Source organism: Streptomyces sp. NBC_00576 (genome assembly GCF_036345175.1).
In the GTDB taxonomy this organism is placed as follows: Bacteria; Actinomycetota; Actinomycetes; order Streptomycetales; family Streptomycetaceae; genus Streptomyces.
The window spans coordinates 2,888,380-2,907,846 of the sequence record NZ_CP107780.1 but is presented as its reverse complement, the minus strand read 5'-3'; the positions used below and the strand labels follow the sequence as shown (position 1 = coordinate 2,907,846).

Genomic DNA, 19,467 nt, shown 5'->3' with positions numbered 1-19,467 from the left:
CGACGTAAGGTGCACACACGTACGAGAAGGGGCTTTTGTGGACGGGCGTCAGTGGAGTTCCACCATCGCTGCGGCGCAGGCCGGTGACCGGCGGGCGCTGGACGAGCTGGTCGCGGGCTGGCTGCCGTTGGTCTACAACATCGTCGGCCGGGCCCTGAACGGTCACGCGGACGTGGACGACGTCGTGCAGGAGACCATGCTCCGGGCTGTCGACAACCTCGGCTCCCTGCGCGACCCGGACAGCTTCCGGTCGTGGCTCGTGGCGATCGCGATGCGGCAGATCCGGGACCGCGCACGCCGCCGTACGACCGCCATCCTGCGTGACGAGACGGCCGACGGAGCCGCTGACTTCGCCGAACTCACTGTGCTGAGACTCCAGTTGGAGGGGCAGCGGCGCGAGGTCGCGGAGGCGGTGCGCTGGCTCGACGACGAGGACCGCCAACTGCTGTCCCTGTGGTGGCTGGAGGTCGCGGGCGAACTCAGCCGCCGTGAGCTGGCGGCTGCCGTCGGCATCAGCCGACAGCACGCCGCCGTGCGTGTCCAGCGGATGAAGGGGCGCCTGGAGGCCTCGCGCGGAATCGTACGGGCGCTCGACGACGCCTGCCCCGACCTGCGTGAACTGACCGCCCGCTGGGACGGCGACCCGGACTCCGTGTGGCGCAAGCGGCTGGCCCGGCACATCAGAGGGTGCGCGTACTGCGCGAGCCCGGGCGAGGCGGTCGTCGTACCGGCGGAGCGGCTGCTGGTCGGCATCGCGCTCGTTCCGCTGCCCGTCGGCTTCACCCTGTCGCTGGCCTTCGGCGGCAAAACGGCCGTCGCTGCCACCGCCGGCGCTTCCCTCGGGTGGTCGGGCAAGGTGCTCGGCGCCCTGACGAAGCCGGCCGTCGCCCTCAGCGCGGGGGCGACGATCGTCGCGGGCGGCGCGTACGTCGTGACACAGCCCGCCGAGGACCCGCCGCCGGCCATCGCCACCCCCACGGCCCGCCCGCAGTCCCAGGCACCCGTCACCACTCCGCCCCGATCCCCGTCGGCGTCGCCCTCTCCCTCGCCCTCGACCTCTCCCAGCCCGTCGGCGACGCAGTCGAAGCCGGACCTGTACGGCACGGTCGTCGACGCCGTCGACACGGCGCCCGATCCCAACGCGCGGGCCGCCGCCCTCCCGCGCCGGCCCGAGCCGGGGATCACGAGCACCGGCGGCGCGCACGCCACCATGAACCACCGCGGCGACAGCGTGACGCTCACCGGCCAGGGCTATGTCCTAGTCCGCTGGCAGATCTCGCCGCAGTACCGGGCGGGCGGCCTGGTCATGCCGGCCTGGACCGGTCTGAAGGGCAAGCTCTTCCACGTGGCCTCGGGCGGCGGCCGCCGTATGGACGACCGGGTCAGCAGCACCGACAGTTCAGCCACCGGCATGGGCAACTCGACCACCGGTTACGCCGTGCCGCCGGCCGGTACCCAGCAGATGTGGCAGAACGAGTACTTCTACGTCGACGGCAGTGTCACTCTCACCGTGAACGAACGGGGCGCCGACTACGGCCTGAGCGTCTTCCCGACGACCTGGGACAACGTGGAGGCCGACGTGACCAGGGGACCCCCCGAGGGCGCCAAGCGCTACGGCCTGGTCCGCGACACCGGCAAGGACGACACCCCCGTCCCGCAGTACGCCACCCGGGCCACCCCGGCCGACCCGGCGACCGTCGCTCAGGAGTCCCGAGTGCAGGACACCTGAGCTGCCATGATCTCAACGGGTAGGCCGCGTCACCCTTTCCGCAGCGCGCACAACGCGTCGATCCGGTTGGTGGTGATCGAGTCGACACCGGCGTCCAGCAGTCGCCGCATGGAACGACGGGTGTCCGGGGTCCACACCGACAGCAGGTAGCCGTCCCGGTGCACCCGCGCCACGAGTCTCCGGTCGACGAGAGTGAAGCGGTAGTTGAGCCAGCGCGGGCGAACCGCCGCCAGCAGGGCGGGGCGGGGCGCTGCGACGCTCTTCCAGGTCAGGGCGATCTCCGCGGTCGGGTCGGCCGCGCGCACCGCGAGCATCGCCGGGGCGTCCGCGCAGTAGTACACGCGGTCCTCCGCGGCGCACTCCCGGACCACGTCCATCACCCGCCGTACCGCCCGTACATCGGGCGATCCCGGCAGATCGATCATCACCCGGCTGCCCTCGGTCACGGTCAGCGCCTGCGCGAGCGTCGGCACCCCGTCCTCCGTCAGCCGGCGGACCTCGGCCGCCGTCAGTACGGCCAGCGGCCGTTCCCGTTCCCACAGCCGCTTCAGCGTCGCGTCGTGCAGCAGCACGGGCACGCCGTCACGGGTGAGTCGTACGTCGATCTCGACCGCGTCCGCGCCCTGTTCGAGCGCGGAACGCAGCGAGTCGGTCGTGTTCTCGCGGAAGCGGTAGGGGGCGCCGCGATGGGCCACGGCGGTCACGTTCTGCATGGGCCCATTGTGCTGGGGCGGGAGATGGTGACGTGCCTCAGGGGGCGAGCCATGCCGAGGTGTACGTGTCGATCTCGGCGGCCAGCGCGGCCTTGCCCGCCGGGTCGAGGAAGGAGGCCTCGACGGCGTTCTTGGCGAGGTCGGCGAGACCCCACTCGTCGAGGTCGAGCAACCGGGCGGCGACCGCGTACTCGCTGTTGAGGTCGGTGCCGAACATCGGCGGGTCGTCGGAGTTGATCGTGACGAGGACGCCGGCCCGCACGAACTCCTTGATGGGGTGCTCGTCGAGCGTACGGACCGCGCGCGTGGCGATGTTGGAGGTCGGGCAGACCTCCAGGGCGATGCGCTGCTCGGCGAGGTGCGCGAGCAGTTCGGGGTCCTGCGCGGAACTCGTGCCGTGCCCGATGCGTTCTGCGCGCAGGTGGTTCAGCGCGTCCCAGACCGTCTCCGGCCCGGTGGTCTCGCCCGCGTGCGGCACCGACCGCAGTCCGGCGGCGATCGCCCGGTCGAAGTACGGCTTGAACTGCGGCCTGGGTACGCCGATCTCCGGCCCGCCGAGCCCGAACGACACCAGCCCCTCCGGGCGCAGCCGGTCGTCGGTGGCGAGCCGCACCGTTTCCTCGGCCGATACGAGCCCGGCCTCGCCCGGGATGTCGAAGCACCAGCGAAGTACGGTCCCGAACTCGGCCTCGGCCGACTTCCGGGCGTCCTCGATCGCGTCCATGAAGGCCCGCTCGTCGATGCCGCGGCGTACGGAGGAGAACGGGGTGATGGTCAGCTCGGCGTACCGGACCTGCTGCCGGGCCATGTCCCGGGCGATCTCGTACGTCAGCAGCCGGACGTCCTCGGGCGTGCGGATGAGGTCCACGACCGACAGGTACACCTTGATGAAGTGCGCGAAGTCCGTGAACGTGAAGAAGTCGGCCAGGGCCTCAGGGTCGGTCGGCACCTGGGAGTCGGGGTGGCGGGCGGCCAGCTGCGAGACGATCCGGGGGGAGGCGGAGCCGACGTGGTGGACGTGCAGTTCGGCCTTGGGCAGCCCGGAGATGAAGGCGTGCGGGTCACTGATGCCGGCTGCGGCACGCTGGTGGTGGTCGGTCAAGGGTTCCTCCCCGGGAACGGCGCCCCGGACCGTGCGGTGGTCGGCGGGACGCGGGTGATCGGCTGATCGATGACTCGGGGATCATCGTAGGCCGGGCCCGCGAAGAGACACCCGTGGGTTCCGTCCGGGGCAGGGCAGGTGGGAGGGGCGGCCGGGGATGCCGAGGCGCTCCGTCGCCCTGCGATCGCGGGCCGTAGCATGACAGAACGTACGAACGAGGGGACCCCACGCATGTCCGATGCCGCGCAGCCGCCGCACTCGCCGGAGAACATCCCTGCGGAGGGGGCGAGTTCCGAGGGCGCGGCGACCGGCGAAACCGTCGGCGAGAGCCCCGCGAACGGCACGCCCGCACGGGTCCCGATGGACAAGCCTCCGGCCGGGCCGGCTTCCGACGGTACGGCGGATTCCGGCGTCGAGCCCGACCCGTGGGCAGCGCCGGCAGCGGACGCCCGGGGCTCCGGCTCCGCCGCCGACGGCCCACGCCGCACGATGTTCCGGAAGGCCGGCGACGCCGACCCGCCACTCCCCTCCGTCCACAACCACCCCACGGTCACCTCGACCCCGGCGGGCACCACGCCTCCACCGGCAGCCCCGGCGGCCCAGGCCTCCCAGCCCTGGGCCAACCCCTTCGCCCCGCCCGGCGGCCCCGTTGCCGGCGTCCCGCAGGACAACCCCTTCGCGCCCCCCACCCCTCAGGCCTCCTACGCCCGGCCCGCCGCGCCCGGCGGGCCGGTTCCCCCGCCGCCCATAGCACCCGACGGCCCCGGACAGGCGCCGTACGCCTATCCGTCTTATCCGACCCACCCGTCCGGTGCGGGCTACGGCTATCCCCAGCAGTCCGGATACGCCGGTTCCGGCCCCGGGTATCCCGCGCCCCCGATGTACGGCGGCGGCCCCGGCTACGGCTGGGCCCCGATGGCGCCGCAGCCGATGAACGGCATGGGTACGGCCTCGCTCGTGGTCGGCATCATCTCGGCTGTCTTCTTCTGCCTCTGGCCGCTGGCGATCATCCTGGGCATCCTCGCCGTGGTCTTCGGCCTGGTCGCCCGGCAGAGGGCCCGCCGGGGCCAGGCGACCAACCCGGGCCAGGCGCTGGCCGGGATCATCTGCGGTGCCGTCGGCATCGTCATCGCCGTGGCGTTCGGCGTCCTCATCATCGCGTTCGGCGAAGAGGGGTCCGCGGACAACATCGACGGCAGTTACTCGACCGTCCTGTCCCAGCAGGTCCAGGACTGATCCAGGGCCTGCCCGGCGGATCGTGTTGGAGACATGGGGCATGCCATGCCTTCCACGGAGGGGGACCCCAGGGCGTCGCCCGCCGCGGCAGCGGCTGAGCAGGCGGATCCGAGCGGCCCCGGGAAGGCGGGTGCGGAATCCGCATCCCGCGAGGTGGCGCGCGGCTGTATCCATCCGGTCCGCCGCCGGGTGAAAGGGCCCGTTCCCGCCGGCCTCGCCCGTCCCCAGCGGAATCCGCACCTTCGAGGGGCGCGGGCCGGGCTCATCCGGGCCGCCGCAGCGTGGGCGCGACCGGCCCCCGCCAGCCTCCCCAGCCCCCCGACCCATGGCAGACGAACCGCGCATCCGGCGGAGCGCTAACCCACCCGCAACCGCTCCCGCGCTGCCATCAGCGCGAACCCCAGCAGGTTCGGGCCCCGCCACCGTTCGGGATCCATCGCCGCCTCGTCGTCCGCGGCGAGGCCGATGCCCCACACGCGGTCCATGGGGCTCGCCTCCACCAGCACGCGTTCGCCCGTGCCCAGCAGAAAACCCCGCAGCGCGGTATGCGCGGCGAACTTGTGGACGCTGCCCTCGACCACGATCCCGAAGCGCTCGCGCTCCCATACGGCCTCGTCGAAGCCACGCACGAGCCGCCCGGCCTTCTTCGCCAGTGCCGGGTTCGGTGCCGAGATCGCCCGGTGCTCCGCCTCCTCGTCCTCGAACAGGCGGGCCTTGGCGGCCATCATCCAGTGCTCGGCCGTCGCGTACTCCACCCCGTCCACCGAAAACGCGGCCGGCCACCACTGGCTGAGACAGCTCGCACCCACACCGCCGTCCGGGCGTGGTCGGTGCCCCCAGAAGTGCAGGTACCTGACCCGGGCCCCCGCACGGACTTCCCTGGTCAGGGCCTCGACCGAGTCGATCTGCCCCGACTTCCCGGTGTTCTCCGTGTTCGCTACGAGTTTCCCCATGCACGCGAGTCTGGCAGCCACCACTGACATCACGTCCCGTCATTTCCCATCCGGCTCGACACCTGGTCGACAGATTCCGTCGCGTAACCAAATGGCAACAACGGAATCCCTTGTTGGAGTCCACTTGCTCTGTCAGGATCGGCACTCAAATGGACCTGGAGCTACGTTGACCCCCGCAGTGCGGGGCGGGTGACGGAGGAGAGCGACATGCACAATTCGGGCCATCGCTTCCCGGCACAGGAGCGGCTCGCGGCCGGCGCGCAGTACATCGCGGGCCGCCTGACCCACGGCACCTCCGGGCATACGCACGCGGTCGTCGACCCGGCCAACGGCGACGCCGTCTACACGTACGAGCTGGCCGGCACCGACGACGTGGACGCCGCAGTCGCCGCCGCACGCGCGGCCTTCCCGGGCTGGGCCGGGGCCACCCCGGGCGAGCGTTCCGACGCACTGCACCGCTTCGCTGCCGTCCTCGCCGAGCGCGCCGAGGAGTTCGCCCGCGCCGAGTCCCTCCAGTGCGGCAAGCCGCTCAAGCTGACCCGCGAGTTCGACGTGCCGGGGACGATCGACAACACCGCGTTCTTCGCCGGCGCCGCCCGTCACCTCCAGGGGCAGTCGGCCGGGGAGTACTCCGGCGACCACACCTCGTACGTCCGCCGGGAACCCATCGGTGTCGTCGGCTCCATCGCGCCCTGGAACTACCCGCTCCAGATGGCCGCCTGGAAGATCCTCCCGGCGATCGCGGCCGGCAACACGATCGTGCTCAAGCCCGCCGAGCTGACCCCGCTGACCTCCCTCCTCTTCGCCGAGGCGGCCACCGCGGCCGGGATTCCGGACGGCGTCGTCAACATCGTCACCGGAACCGGCAAGGAAGCCGGCGAGCACCTCGTCGGGCATCCCGATGTCGCCATGACGTCCTTCACCGGGTCCACCGCCGTCGGCAAGCGTGTCGCCGAGGTCGCCACCGCCACCGTCAAGCGGCTCCACCTGGAGCTGGGCGGCAAGGCACCCTTCGTCGTCTTCGACGACGCCGATCTCGACGCGGCCGTCAACGGTGCTGTCGCGGGCTCGCTCATCAACACCGGGCAGGACTGCACGGCCGCCACGCGCGCGTACGTGCAACGGCCGCTGTACGAGGAGTTCGTCGCGAAAACGGCCGCCCTTATGGACACCGTCCGGCTCGGTGACCCGTTCGCCCAGGGCACCGATCTCGGGCCGCTCATCTCGCACGCACAGCGCGACCGCGTCGCCGGTTTCGTCGAGCGGGCGCGTGCCTACGCGCGCGTGGTGGCCGGCGGCGAGGCTCCCCAGGGGGAGCTGAAGAGCGGCGCCTACTACCGGCCCACTCTGGTCGCAGACGCCCCTCAGGACAGCGAGATCGTCCAGTCCGAGATCTTCGGGCCGGTGCTCGTCGTCCTCCCCTTCGACAGCGACGACGAGGGCATCCGGCTCGCCAACGACACGCCCTACGGTCTCGCCGCCTCCGCCTGGAGCCGGGACGTCTACCGGGCGAACCGCGCCACCCGCGAGATCAAGGCGGGCTGCGTGTGGGTCAACGACCACATTCCGATCATCAGCGAAATGCCCCACGGAGGGTACAAGGCGTCCGGCTTCGGCAAGGACATGTCCACGTACTCGTTCGAGGAGTACACGCAGATCAAGCACGTCATGTTCGACAACACCGCGGTTGCCCGCAAGGACTGGCACCGCACGATCTTCGGGGACCGCTGACCGGACACAGGCCGACCGACCAGCGGCCGCACACCCTCCCGAAAGGGCACCACGCGCATGGAGCAGTACGAGCCCGACCGCCTTTCCCCGGCCCAGGTGGCCGCCATGCGGCGCAGCTTCCGAAACGGCAGGGCCGCCCTGACCCGTCGGAACCTGCTGCGCGCCTCCGCGGGCGGTGCCCTGGTGGCCGGCGGCCTCGGTGCGCTGACCGGCTGCGGCATCCCCGCGGCCGGCAAAACAGCGGGAGGCGTCTCCGCGGACGACCACTCGGCCAAGGAGAAGACCGTCAACTTCTCCAACTGGACCGAGTACATGGACGTCGACGAGAGCGAGAAGCACCACCCCACGCTCGACGCGTTCACCGAGCGGACCGGCATCAAGGTCAAGTACACCGAGGACATCAACGACAACGTCGAGTTCTTCGGCAAGATCAAACCGCAGCTCGCGGCGGGCCAGGACACCGGCCGGGACATCATCGTCCTCACCGACTGGCTGGCCGGCCGGCTGATCCGTCTCGGCTGGGTGCAGAAACTGGACCCCTCCAACCTCCCGCACGCGTTCGCGAACCTGTCGGATCAGTTCCGCAGCCCCGACTGGGACCCGGGTCGCGCCTATTCGTACCCCTGGCAGGGCATCTCGACCGTCATCGCCTACAACAAGAAGGCCCTGGACGGTGTCGAGGTGAAGTCGGTCTCCGACATGCTCGACAACCCCAAGCTCAAGGGGCGCGTCGGGTTCCTCTCCGAGATGCGCGACAGCATCGGCATGACCCTGCTGGACATGGGCAAGGACCCGGCGAAATTCACCGACGACGACTACGACGCGGCGATCGCCCGCCTCCAGAAGGCCGTCGACAAGGGCCAGATCCGCCGCTTCTCCGGCAACGACTACACGGCCGACCTGACGTCGGGCGACTTCGCGGCCTGTATCGCCTGGGCCGGGGACGTGGTCCAGCTCAAGGCGGACAGCCCGGACATCGACTTCATCATCCCGGACAGCGGCTACATCACCTCGAGCGACAACATGCTGATCCCCAACAAGGCGCGCCACAAGACGAACGCCGAGCGGCTCATGGACTACTACTACGAGCCCGAGCCGGCCGCCGAACTGGCCGCCTACATCAACTACGTGTGTCCCGTCGAGGGAGTGAAGCCCTACCTCGCGAAGCTCGACAAGGACGCGGCGGACAACCCGCTGATCATTCCCGACGCGGCGATGGCCGCGAAGTCCCACGCCTTCCGGTTGCTGAGCCAGAAGGAAGAGACGGCGTACGAGGAGAAGTTCGCGAAGTTGACAGGGGCGTAGCAACGCCTGCTCCCAGCGGTGCGAAACTCCTCCGACTCCCCAAGGACCACACCATGACCAGCACAGACCACGGCGGCGACGTCCGTCTCTCCGGGATCAGCAAGAGGTACGGCTCCTTCACCGCCGTACACCCGCTCGACCTCACCGTCCCGCAGGGCTCCTTCTTCGCTCTGCTCGGTGCCTCCGGCTGCGGGAAGACCACGACCCTGCGGATGATCGCAGGCCTGGAGGAACCTTCCTCCGGGACCGTCTTCCTCGGCGAGCAGGAGGTCACGAACCTGCCGCCGTACAAGCGGCCGGTGAACACCGTCTTCCAGTCGTACGCGCTCTTCCCGCACCTCGACATCTTCGAGAACGTCGCCTTCGGCCTGCGCCGGCGCGGCATCAAGTCGGTGAAGAAGCAGGTCGACGACATGCTGGAGCTCGTGCAGTTGGGCGAGCAGGCGCGCAAGAAGCCGCACCAGCTCTCCGGCGGCCAGCAGCAGCGCGTCGCCGTGGCCCGCGCGCTGATCAACACCCCCAAGGTGCTCCTCCTCGACGAACCGCTCGGTGCCCTGGACCTCAAGCTGCGCCGCCAGATGCAGCTGGAGCTGAAGCGCATCCAGACCGAGGTCGGCATCACGTTCGTCCATGTCACGCACGACCAGGAGGAGGCCATGACGATGGCCGACACGGTCGCCGTGATGAACGCGGGCAGAGTCGAGCAGCTCGGGTCGCCCGCCGACCTCTATGAGAACCCGCACACCACGTTCGTCGCGAACTTCCTCGGCACCTCCAACCTCATCGAGGCCGAGGTCGCCACCAAGAGCGGCGACGAGATCGTCCTCAAGGCGGGCGGCGGCAAGCTCCTGCTCCCCGAGGCCCGCTGTTCCGCGCCGACCAGGACCGGCGGCAAGGTACTGGTCGGAGTCCGCCCCGAGAAGATCTCCCTCACGCACGCGGGCGACGCCGGCGACATCCCGGCCGGCCGCAACCGCATCACCGGCAAGATCGCCGCCACCAGTTTCATCGGCGTCTCCACGCAGTACGTCATCGACAGCCCCGTCTGCCCCGAGTTCGAGGTGTACGTCCAGAACATCGACCGCGACACCAGGCTGGTCCCGGGTGCGGAGGTCGTCCTGCACTGGAATCCGGCGCACACCTTCGGCCTGGACGCCGATCAGGACATAGACGCGGGCGTCGAGACGGTCGACGACGAGGCGGCCGCCTGATGGCCACCGCGACCCCCGACGCGCCGCCCCTGGCGCCGGCGCCGACGAAGAAGCCCCCGCGCAGGAGAGGCCGCTGGACGCCGTACTGGCTGCTCCTGCCCGGTCTGCTCTGGCTGTTCGTGTTCTTCGCGCTGCCGATGGTCTACCAGGCCTCCACGTCCGTGCAGACGGGCTCCCTGGAGGAGGGCTACAAGGTCACCTGGCACTTCGCGACCTACTGGGACGCCCTGGCCGACTACTGGCCGCAGTTCCTGCGCTCGGTGCTGTACGCCGGTGCCGCGACGGTCCTCTGCCTGGTCCTTGGGTATCCGCTCGCGTATCTGATCGCCTTCCGCGCGGGACGCTGGCGCAACCTGATCATGATCCTGGTCATCGCGCCGTTCTTCACCAGCTTCCTGATCCGTACGCTCGCCTGGAAGACGATCCTCGCGGACGGCGGCCCGGTCGTCGGCGCCCTCAACTCGCTGCACGTCCTGGACGTCACCAGCTGGCTCGGCATCACGGCGGGCGACCGGGTGCTGGCCACGCCGCTCGCGGTGGTGTGCGGTCTGACGTACAACTTCCTGCCGTTCATGATCCTGCCGCTCTACACCTCGCTCGAACGCATCGACGGACGGCTGCACGAAGCGGCCGGTGACCTCTACGCCAGGCCGTTCACGACCTTCCGCAAGGTCACCTTCCCGCTGTCGATGCCGGGTGTCGTCTCCGGCACACTGCTCACCTTCATCCCGGCGAGCGGCGACTACGTCAACGCCGACCTCCTCGGCTCCACGGACACCCGCATGATCGGCAATGTCATCCAGACGCAGTTCCTGCGCATCCTCGACTATCCGACAGCCGCCGCCCTCTCCTTCATCCTGATGGCCGCGATCCTCATCATGGTCACCCTCTACATCCGCAAGTCCGGGACGGAGGACCTGGTTTAAATGGCCTTCGTGAATTCGATCGGGCGCTGGCTCAAGAGCCATTTCGTCGTCATCGCGGGACTGGTGACCCTCGGCTATCTCCTGCTGCCGAACGTCGTCGTCACGGTGTTCTCCTTCAACAAACCCAAGGGCCGCTTCAATTACGAGTGGCAGCAGTTCTCGACGGACGCCTGGCGGGATCCCTGCGGGGTCGCCGGCATGTGCGGCTCGCTCTCGCTCAGCCTGCGGATCGCCTTCTGGGCGACCATCGGTGCGACCGTCCTCGGCACGATGATCGCCTTCGCGCTGGTGCGGTACCGCTTCCGTGCGCGGGGCACCGTCAACTCCCTCATCTTCCTCCCGATGGCGATGCCCGAGGTCGTCATGGCGGCCTCGCTGCTCACGCTGTTCCTCAACCTGGGCGCACAGCTGGGCTTCTGGACGATCCTGATCGCCCACATCATGTTCTGCCTCAGCTTCGTCGTCGTCGCCGTGAAGGCCCGCGTGATGTCGATGGACCCACGGCTGGAGGAGGCCGCCCGGGACCTGTACGCGGGCCCGGTGCAGACCTTCGTACGCGTCACCCTGCCGATCGTGGCGCCCGGGATCGCGGCGGGCGCGCTGCTCGCCTTCGCGCTCTCCTTCGACGATTTCATCATCACCAATTTCAACGCGGGATCGACCGTCACCTTCCCCATGTTCGTCTGGGGTTCGGCGCAGCGCGGAACGCCCGTTCAGATCAATGTCATCGGTACGGCCATGTTCCTGATCGCCGTACTGTTCGTGCTGACCGGAATGGTCATCGGCAACCGTCGAAACAGGCAGAAGAGCGCATAGCCGTTCACCGTCGTTCGCGTTCACAGGCATTCGTAGGGAGTTGGAATCATGGCCCCAAGCGCCATGACCCATGGAAATGTAAATCGCTGGACGAAGTCACTTTCCGACGCCCAGCCGGTCGCCTACTGGCTGGACGACCCCGGCAGGCCCCGCCCCGAACCCGCCCTCACCGGCGCCGAGAGCTGCGACCTGCTGGTGGTGGGCGGCGGTTACAGCGGGCTGTGGACCGCGCTGATCGCCAAGGAGCGCGACCCGCAGCGGGACGTCGTGCTCGTCGAGGGCCGCGAGGTGGGCTGGGCCGCCTCGGGCCGCAACGGCGGCTTCTGCGCCGCCTCCCTCACCCACGGCCTGGCCAACGGCCTCGCCCGCTGGCCGGACGAGATCCACCAGCTCCAGGAGCTCGGCGCGCACAACCTCGACGAGATCGAGAAGGCCGTGGCCCGGCACTCACTCGACTGCGACTTCGAACGCACCGGCGAGATCGACGTCGCCACCGAACCGCATCAGGCGGCCGAACTCCGCACCTGGTACGAGGAGTTGGCGGGCAAGGGCCTCGCGACCGGTACCGAGTTCCTGGGCGCGGAAGCGGTACGGGAGCAAGTCGCGTCCCCCACCTTCCTGGCCGGCCTGCACGACCGCACCGGCGTCGCGATGCTCAACCCGGCGAAACTGGTCTGGGGCCTGAAAAGGGCCTGCCTGCGCCTGGGCGTCCGCGTCTACGAGCACACCCCGGCCCTCACCCTGCGGCCGTACGGCGCCGGAATGGCCGTACGCACGCCCTACGGGTCGGTCCGCGCCCGCCGGATCGCGCTCGGCACGAACATCTTTCCGAACCTGGTCAAGCGTGTGCGCGCGTACACGGTCCCCGTCTACGACTACGCGCTGATGACCGAACCCCTGAGCGAGACGCAGCTCGCCGACATCGGCTGGCGCAACCGGCAGGGCCTCGGGGACAGCGCCAACCAGTTCCACTACTTCCGGCTGAGCGCCGACAACCGCATCCTGTGGGGCGGTTACGACGCGATCTATCCGTACGGCGGCCGGGTGCGCGCCGAGTACGACGACCGTCCGGAGACCTACGCCAAGCTGGCCGACCACTTCTTCACCTGCTTCCCGCAGCTGGAGGGCGTCCGCTTCACGCACGCGTGGGGCGGGGCGATCGACACCTGCTCGCGTTTCTCGGCGTTCTTCGGCACCGCGCACGGGGGCAGGGTGGCGTACGCGGCGGGGTTCACCGGCCTCGGGGTCGGCGCCACCCGGTTCGGCGCGGACGTGATGCTGGACCTGCTGGCGGGGGAGCGCACGGAGCGGACGTCGCTGGAGATGGTCCGCAAGAAGCCGCTGCCGTTCCCGCCCGAGCCGCTCGCATGGACCGGCATCGCGCTCACCAAGTGGTCGCTGGCACGGGCGGACGCACGCGGCGGCCGGCGCAACCTGTGGCTGAAGACGATGGACCGGCTGGGGCTGGGCTTCGACAGTTGACGGCGCGGGCCGGTGTGCAGTGATCCACAGGCGTACGCCCCAGCTCACTGGCAGTGATCTCATTCACTCCCACGACGTGGCGGAACCCGCGTAATGATCCCGGAAGCGCAATCCCCTGGGGACCGCGCTGCTGCCCGCCGGCAAGGCCTGGGACGTACTGATCCTGCCGGGTGAACTCGGCTACCCCACCCTCGACGTCCTCACCCGCGTCATTGACCAACCCGACCTGCCACTCCTCGAACTGGCCATGCACGAGGCGGCGGCGAGTCAAGCGACCGACGAGGACAGATGATGGACGAGGACAGGTGATGTCCGAGACTCCCGCGGCCCTCTGCCTGCCGCACAGCCAACAGCTGGGTACAGCCGGGTAATTGACGATGGCTGGAGCCGCCGTGGCGCTCGGAGGCAGAGTGAGGCGTGTGCGTGCCCGAGGGAGTGACCGAGGAGACCACCACGCGGACCTTCCATCCGGGCGGCACCGAGCCCGACTTCACCCCGTTGCATGTGATCGCACCGCACTGGAGGGTGGCCTGGCCGCCGACGGGATCGCTGACGGGATCAGCGTGAGGGCCTGCGGACGAACAGCCGCAGCAGGATCAGCAGCGCCCCGCACAGGCACCAGCTCGCCACCACGTCCAGCGGCCAGTGGAAACCACGGACGACCAGCCCGACGGCGACGGCGGCGTTGAGGGCGAGACAGCCGGTCAGGACGAGCCGACGGGCGTACGTACGGCGCAGCCACGGCAGCAGGAGCAGTGTGGCTGAGCCGTAGGCCACGACGGCTGTCGCGGTGTGACCGGAGGGGTAGAACCCGGTGCCGGGGCCCATCACCGGCGGCCCGGCCCGGGCGACGAGCTCCTTCATGGGTACGACGATCGCCGGTACGGCCGCCATCAGCACGCCTGCTGCGACCGGTTCCCGCCCCCAGCGCTCCGTATCCGCCCGCCGTGCGCGCAGACCGACGTACACCAGGACGACGAGGAGGACGGGAACGGCGACCACGATGCTGCCGAGGTCGGCGAGGAGTGCCCAGCCGGGGGACGGGTGGACGAGTGAGTCGCTGAGGCGTTCGTCCGCGCGGGCGAGGGGGCCGTGGACGGCGACCTGCCAGGTGATCAGCGCGAAGAGGAGGACCGCGAGGGTCAGGACGGAGAGGAGACTCCGAGAGGTCGGCCACCCCGAAGCAGGGGGGGTCGCTTCGGGGTGGCCGATCAGATCGGATCGTCGCACGCCCCGGGGGGTTTGGGGCGGGCGACTGTCCGATCGGTGAGGAGACCCGGAGCCGGAAGCTCCGGTTGTGTGCGCGAGGGCACGACCGGATCGAAGCTGGGGAGGCCCCGACCAGGTGCCACCCACAGTTTCCTGCGGGCGGGGTGTATCTCTCATCTGGATAGAACCTACGGCAGGGGAGGGGGCTGAAACAGGCTGAACGACATCCCGCCATCCACCTCGCACACCTTCTTCACACGCTCTGACGGTGCCCTCACTGGCCCGGAAAAAAGCGGAATCCGGGCCGGTCGGCCGGTATGAGCGAGTGGTGTGGAGGGACGGCGGGAGCCGAGGGCGCGTCAGATGCTGGTGAAGGCCTGCTCGATGATGTCGAGGCCCTCGTTGAGGAGGTCCTCGCCGATCACCAGCGGCGGCAGGAAGCGGAGGACGTTGCCGTACGTGCCACAGGTAAGGACCAGCAGACCCTCCTGATGGCAGGCCTTGGCCAGAGCCGCGGTCGCCTCCGGGTGGGGCTCCTTGGTGGTGCGGTCCTTGACCAGCTCGATGGCGATCATGGCGCCCCGGCCGCGGATGTCGCCGATGACGTCATACTTCTCGGCCATGGCGGCCAGCCGCGCCTTCATGACGGTCTCGATGTGCTTGGCCCGCGCGTTGAGGTCGAGCTCCTTCATCGTCTCGATCGAGCCGAGCGCGCCCGCGCAGGCGACCGGGTTTCCGCCGTAGGTTCCGCCCAGGCCGCCCGCGTGCGCGGCGTCCATGATCTCGGCGCGCCCGGTGACGGCGGCGAGCGGCAGCCCGCCCGCGATGCCCTTGGCGGTGGTGATCAGATCGGGCACGATGCCCTCGTCCTCGCAGGCGAACCACTGACCGGTCCGGCAGAACCCGGACTGGATCTCGTCGGCGACGAAGACGATGCCGTTGTCGGCGGCGAACTGGCGAACGGCCGGCAGGAAGCCCTTCGCGGGCTCGATGAAGCCACCCTCGCCGAGGACCGGTTCGATGATGATCGCGGCGACGTTGTCCGCCCCGACCTGCTTGCTGATCTGGTCGATCGCCTGCGCGGCGGCCTCGGGACCGGCGTTCTCCGGGCCGGTGGGCCAGCGGTAGCCGTAGGCGACCGGTACGCGGTACACCTCGGGCGCGAACGGCCCGAAGCCTTGCTTGTACGGCATGTTCTTGGCGGTGAGAGCCATGGTGAGGTTCGTGCGCCCGTGGTACCCGTGGTCGAACACGACGACGGCCTGCCGCTTGGTGTAGGCGCGGGCGATCTTCACCGCGTTCTCGACGGCCTCGGCACCGCTGTTGAACAGGGCGCTCTTCTTGGCGTGGTCGCCCGGCGTCAGTTCGGCGAGCGCCTCGGCGACCTCGACGTACCCCTCGTACGGGGTGACCATGAAACAGGTGTGCGTGAAGTCGGCGAGCTGGGCCGTCGCCCGGCGCACGACCGCCTCGGCGCTCGCACCGACCGACGTCACGGCGATGCCGGACCCGAAGTCGATCAGCCGGTTCCCGTCGACGTCCTCGACGATCCCGCCGCCCGCCCGCGCGGTGAACACGGGCAGCACCGAGCCGACACCGGCCGCGACGGCGGCGAGACGTCGGGCCTGGAGCGCCTGCGACTTCGGGCCGGGGATGGCGGTGACTAGGCGGCGCTCCTGGGGGAGGGAGGTCATGAGGGGCTCCTGGGGGCGTGACGGACGCGGGACTGGCGTGGGGCTGCGGGTGGGGCCGGCGCGGGGTTTTCGCCGCGGCTCTCTTCGCAGGCTAGGCCTGGGGGGCGGGGGCGGGCATGCACCGTTTGGGAGTGGTGGGGGTGTGTCCTTGGCCTTGATGGACAGGGGTGGGGTACGTGAGGTGTAGGCCTGTCCGGGCGTGGGTGGTGATCTTGTGGTGACCTGTGAAGAAATTCCCGCAGCTTTGCCTTCCGCTCGTGATCGTTCATCGGTCCAGCAGTTGCCGGTCACAGTAGGCCTCGGGCCGTCCGCCCGCCCATGAAGCCAGGCCGGTACCGGCAACAACGGCCGGATGGCCGCCCATTCCGCGTCCGTCATCTCCGACGGATACCGGCGCACCCGATCCGGACGATCGGCCGTTGCCGCACGCGGGCGCGAGCCAATCGCGCGACACGGCGGGCGAGTTGAAGTGAATGGGCTCGGGCGCGTACAACAACGGCAACAGGGTCTCCGGGAACCGCTCGGAATGGGGTCGCGCACCCCCGAGCTACCAGGAGGCCCTGTCTTCATGCGCGTTTCGCCGCTGACCTCGTAGAACTACCAGTACCTGGGGGGCGGCGCTGCCCCGATGCTTGCGGCGTGGACAGATGACTGCCGACATGACACGTCGGCGGCATGGGCTGTCCGCCGCACAGGCAGTCGTTTGCGATTCCGCTCGGCAGCCGCTCGTTCGACACCGGTCCCATCAGCCCGATGCGGATATACGGCCACCTGTGGACGGGCGGCCTACCGCCCGAAAGGCAACCTCCGCACTCGGGCTCTTGAGTACTCCTAGCCAAATCGGAGCACACATGATCAAGCGAATCACGCTACACGCAGGAAGGCATAGGGCAATCAGGAATCCTGTTGTCCAGGCGCTCCTCCTGGCCCTTCTGGCCATCGCATTGCTCCAATTCCCGCTGGGGACCACGAAGGCAGAGGCCGTAACCCCCCTCAGGGGAACTTGCCCTGGAGGCTCCTCTTCGGGGACAGGGGCATCCTGCCCCAACTTGCACAACTCCGACATTCAGAATGAGAGGACGATGCCGGCGACGCTGTATCGCGGTGACGCCCGAACGCCGTACGAGATATTCACCCACGGCTTCAGGTCGCGGGGAAACAACAACAATCTTCGCCTGCATGTCGAGGGCGACCGGGCGCACAACAGCAACTACATTTCGACGACTGGGACGCGAGCCGAGGCTATACCGTTCGCGCGTAGCCAGGGTGGAGTCAATCTGTCAGCTGCTGCCCGAACGCACTGTGCGCAGTTGCAGGCTGCATACAACGCGAGGCGGGGGTTTCTATCCAGATACTTCCCGGCAGTCTGCCCCAGCCGTCAGTGGGTATCCGCTGAGAGCTATATCTATGACATCGACGCCCGGTATGCCAGGAACGCGCTGTACGTGCCCGATCAGTTCCGCGGGGACGCAAACTTCGCCAACCGGTATGCCCATCAAGACGAATGGGCCTACGTCCATCGGATTCCGCGCGAAGCGATCCGGGGAGTCCATGTCTACCGGATGACCGGGCGTACGACGACCGGGGACCTCATGGCCCTGGAAACCGTCACGTTCACAGAAGACCGCTACATCATAAATGGCAGCTACGGGACTGCGCCGGTGATCTATAACCCCGGAAATGACACGGGTGCCAATTTCTCCTACAACTCGGACCTGAACACTCCCCCCCCTCCTGCGAACCCGTACACCGGAGGTTGTACCTATTACAACCGTTGTGACAGGCAGGGGGGATGACAGAAGTGAAAGGACAAACCTCCGAAAGGACAAACCTCCGAGATGAAGGAAATCGCATGGTGACGAACAACAAGCGAAGAGCGCCGGTCCGGACCGGCGTCTCGCCCCGTCGGCGGGTCCGCGGCGGTCTCCTTGCCACCCTGGCCCTGCTGGCCGCCAGTACGCTGACCTTCGCCGCCCCCGCGCGAGCCGCCGACGCGGACACCGTCTGGGAGCAGGTGGAGGCCCTGGCCGCGAACGAAGACGCCATCGCCGCTTTCGAGGACCCCAACATCGGGCCGGTGATCATCTTCGCGAAGGACCACACCGACGACATCGACAACCTGCAACCACCAGCGGGCTGGAAGGACTCCTCCGGGCAGACCCCCACCAGCTGGCCAAAGCCCCACACCGCGAGGAGCGTACTCTTCACCATCGACGAGCTCCAGACCGTCATCAGCTCGGTCTACGACGCGGTGCAACCCGACGGTGACCTGACGTACGACGTCTTCGCGGGCTTCGACGGGCCGACCGACCGGGTGGTGCTGCAGACCACTGCCCCGGCCTCGGTCACCGACCCGCTGGCCGCCAAGTACTCCGGCAAGCTCGTCATCCAGAGGCAAACGGCCGCCGCACCGCAGATCCCCAGTTGCAATCCGGCAGACGGTCCACTCGCGTCGGGGTACCTCTCGGACCCTCTGACCCAGCTGCAGGAGCTGGCCGGCTTCAACTGCGCCCTCTCGTATTTCGTCGACGCCAATATCGGGCCGGTGGTCATCTTCCCGAAGGACTACGTCGGCGACATCCACAACCTCCCGAAGCCGACGAACTGGACCGACGCCGGCGGAAGCGCGCCGAGCAACTGGCCCACCCCCAACACCGCACGCAGTGTGCTGTTCACCTCCGACAAAATGACGGAGGTCATCAAGGCCGCCTACGAACGGCTCGCGCCCAGCGGTGACGACACCTTCAACACGTTCGCCCGCTACGACGGCCAGAGCGACCGGATCGTGGTGCTCACGGGTGCTCCGTCGTCGGCCACCAACGCGCTACTCAGCGCATATCCCGGCATGATCACGATCAAGCCCAGCCCGACCAACAACGTCCGGATGATCAACGTCAACAGCGGCAAGGCCCTCAACGCGGAGGGCTGCGGTACCGGGACCGGGATCAACCAGTGGGCCTCGCTGAACGACACCTGCCAGCAGTGGCAGTTCGACGCCACGAGCGACGGCCACTACACCATCACCAACGTCAAGAGCGGCAAGGTCCTGGAGAACCTCAACTGCGCAACATCGACCGGCGCGTTGATGGGCCTGGCAACCCCCGCCGACAATGCCTGCCAGAAGTGGGACTTCGCCGAGGCCGACGGCCACTACACCATCACCAACGTCAAGAACGGCCTGGCCATGGACGTGAAGGACTGTTCGGCGGCCGACGGCGCTCTGGTCCGCCAGTGGACCTCTTACGGCAACAACTGCCAGAAGTGGGACATCGTGCTGGTCAACAGCTGATGGCCTGAGCGGAAGTGTCCCTCCGTAGGTGCGACGGTCCGCCGGCTCTGCCGGCGGACCGTCGCACCTGA

General features: G+C 69.0%; 16 protein-coding genes. 11 read left to right on the top strand and 5 right to left on the bottom strand.

What is annotated here, in order from left to right:
• Positions 1–37: 37 nt before the first annotated feature.
• The gene (locus OG734_RS12000) at positions 38–1,729 is read left to right on the top strand and encodes an RNA polymerase sigma factor (RefSeq protein ID WP_330287486.1); all 1,692 of its coding nucleotides are present in this window, start codon (positions 38–40) and stop codon (positions 1,727–1,729) included.
• Positions 1,730–1,758: 29 nt separating this feature from the next.
• Here OG734_RS12000 and OG734_RS11995 read toward each other — a convergent pair whose 3' ends face one another.
• On the bottom strand, positions 1,759–2,442 hold the full coding sequence (locus OG734_RS11995; protein WP_330287485.1) for a glycerophosphodiester phosphodiesterase: 684 nt from the start codon (positions 2,440–2,442) through the stop codon (positions 1,759–1,761).
• 37 nt (positions 2,443–2,479) lie between these two features.
• The gene (locus OG734_RS11990) at positions 2,480–3,544 is read right to left on the bottom strand and encodes an adenosine deaminase (protein WP_443064855.1); all 1,065 of its coding nucleotides are present in this window, start codon (positions 3,542–3,544) and stop codon (positions 2,480–2,482) included.
• 231 nt (positions 3,545–3,775) lie between these two features.
• On the opposite strand from OG734_RS11990, the gene OG734_RS11985 reads away from it, so the two are divergent.
• Positions 3,776–4,780, top strand: a complete 1,005-nt coding sequence (locus tag OG734_RS11985; protein ID WP_330287484.1) for a DUF4190 domain-containing protein — start codon at positions 3,776–3,778, stop codon at positions 4,778–4,780.
• Positions 4,781–5,136: 356 nt separating this feature from the next.
• Here OG734_RS11985 and OG734_RS11980 read toward each other — a convergent pair whose 3' ends face one another.
• On the bottom strand, positions 5,137–5,763 hold the full coding sequence (locus OG734_RS11980; protein WP_443064854.1) for an NADAR family protein: 627 nt from the start codon (positions 5,761–5,763) through the stop codon (positions 5,137–5,139).
• 177 nt (positions 5,764–5,940) lie between these two features.
• On the opposite strand from OG734_RS11980, the gene OG734_RS11975 reads away from it, so the two are divergent.
• The 7 genes from OG734_RS11975 (at position 5,941) to OG734_RS11945 (ending at position 13,771) form a co-directional block, all read left to right on the top strand.
• Positions 5,941–7,464 (top strand): gamma-aminobutyraldehyde dehydrogenase, encoded by a 1,524-nt coding sequence (locus tag OG734_RS11975; protein WP_330287482.1) that lies wholly within the window; start codon positions 5,941–5,943, stop codon positions 7,462–7,464.
• Positions 7,465–7,521: 57 nt separating this feature from the next.
• Positions 7,522–8,769: an ABC transporter substrate-binding protein gene (locus OG734_RS11970; protein WP_330287481.1), complete on the top strand. Its 1,248-nt coding sequence runs from the start codon at positions 7,522–7,524 to the stop codon at positions 8,767–8,769.
• A gap of 53 nt (positions 8,770–8,822) precedes the next feature.
• On the top strand, positions 8,823–9,980 hold the full coding sequence (locus tag OG734_RS11965) for an ABC transporter ATP-binding protein (RefSeq protein ID WP_330287480.1): 1,158 nt from the start codon (positions 8,823–8,825) through the stop codon (positions 9,978–9,980).
• Complete coding sequence (locus tag OG734_RS11960) at positions 9,980–10,906, top strand: ABC transporter permease (protein WP_330287479.1); 927 nt, start codon at positions 9,980–9,982, stop codon at positions 10,904–10,906. The genes OG734_RS11965 and OG734_RS11960 overlap by 1 nt, the downstream gene beginning before the upstream one ends.
• Positions 10,907–11,722, top strand: a complete 816-nt coding sequence (locus OG734_RS11955; RefSeq protein ID WP_330287478.1) for an ABC transporter permease — start codon at positions 10,907–10,909, stop codon at positions 11,720–11,722. It begins immediately after the preceding gene.
• Positions 11,723–11,770: 48 nt separating this feature from the next.
• A complete protein-coding gene (locus OG734_RS11950; RefSeq protein WP_330287477.1) occupies positions 11,771–13,204 on the top strand; it encodes an NAD(P)/FAD-dependent oxidoreductase in 1,434 nt (477 codons plus the stop codon).
• A gap of 423 nt (positions 13,205–13,627) precedes the next feature.
• Complete coding sequence (locus OG734_RS11945; protein WP_330287476.1) at positions 13,628–13,771, top strand: hypothetical protein; 144 nt, start codon at positions 13,628–13,630, stop codon at positions 13,769–13,771.
• Here the strand turns inward: OG734_RS11945 and OG734_RS11940 are convergent.
• Positions 13,763–14,434, bottom strand: coding sequence for a phosphatase PAP2 family protein (locus OG734_RS11940; protein WP_330287475.1), 672 nt, complete (start codon positions 14,432–14,434; stop codon positions 13,763–13,765). The genes OG734_RS11945 and OG734_RS11940 overlap by 9 nt on opposite strands.
• Positions 14,435–14,772: 338 nt before the next feature.
• Positions 14,773–16,107, bottom strand: a complete 1,335-nt coding sequence (gabT, locus tag OG734_RS11935) for a 4-aminobutyrate--2-oxoglutarate transaminase (RefSeq protein ID WP_330287474.1) — start codon at positions 16,105–16,107, stop codon at positions 14,773–14,775.
• Positions 16,108–16,958: 851 nt separating this feature from the next.
• Here gabT and OG734_RS11930 point away from each other — a divergent pair.
• Both OG734_RS11930 and OG734_RS11925 read left to right on the top strand, forming a co-directional pair.
• Positions 16,959–17,903 (top strand): hypothetical protein, encoded by a 945-nt coding sequence (locus OG734_RS11930; protein WP_330287473.1) that lies wholly within the window; start codon positions 16,959–16,961, stop codon positions 17,901–17,903.
• A gap of 56 nt (positions 17,904–17,959) precedes the next feature.
• Positions 17,960–19,396 (top strand): RICIN domain-containing protein, encoded by a 1,437-nt coding sequence (locus OG734_RS11925; protein ID WP_330287472.1) that lies wholly within the window; start codon positions 17,960–17,962, stop codon positions 19,394–19,396.
• Positions 19,397–19,467: the final 71 nt, after the last annotated feature.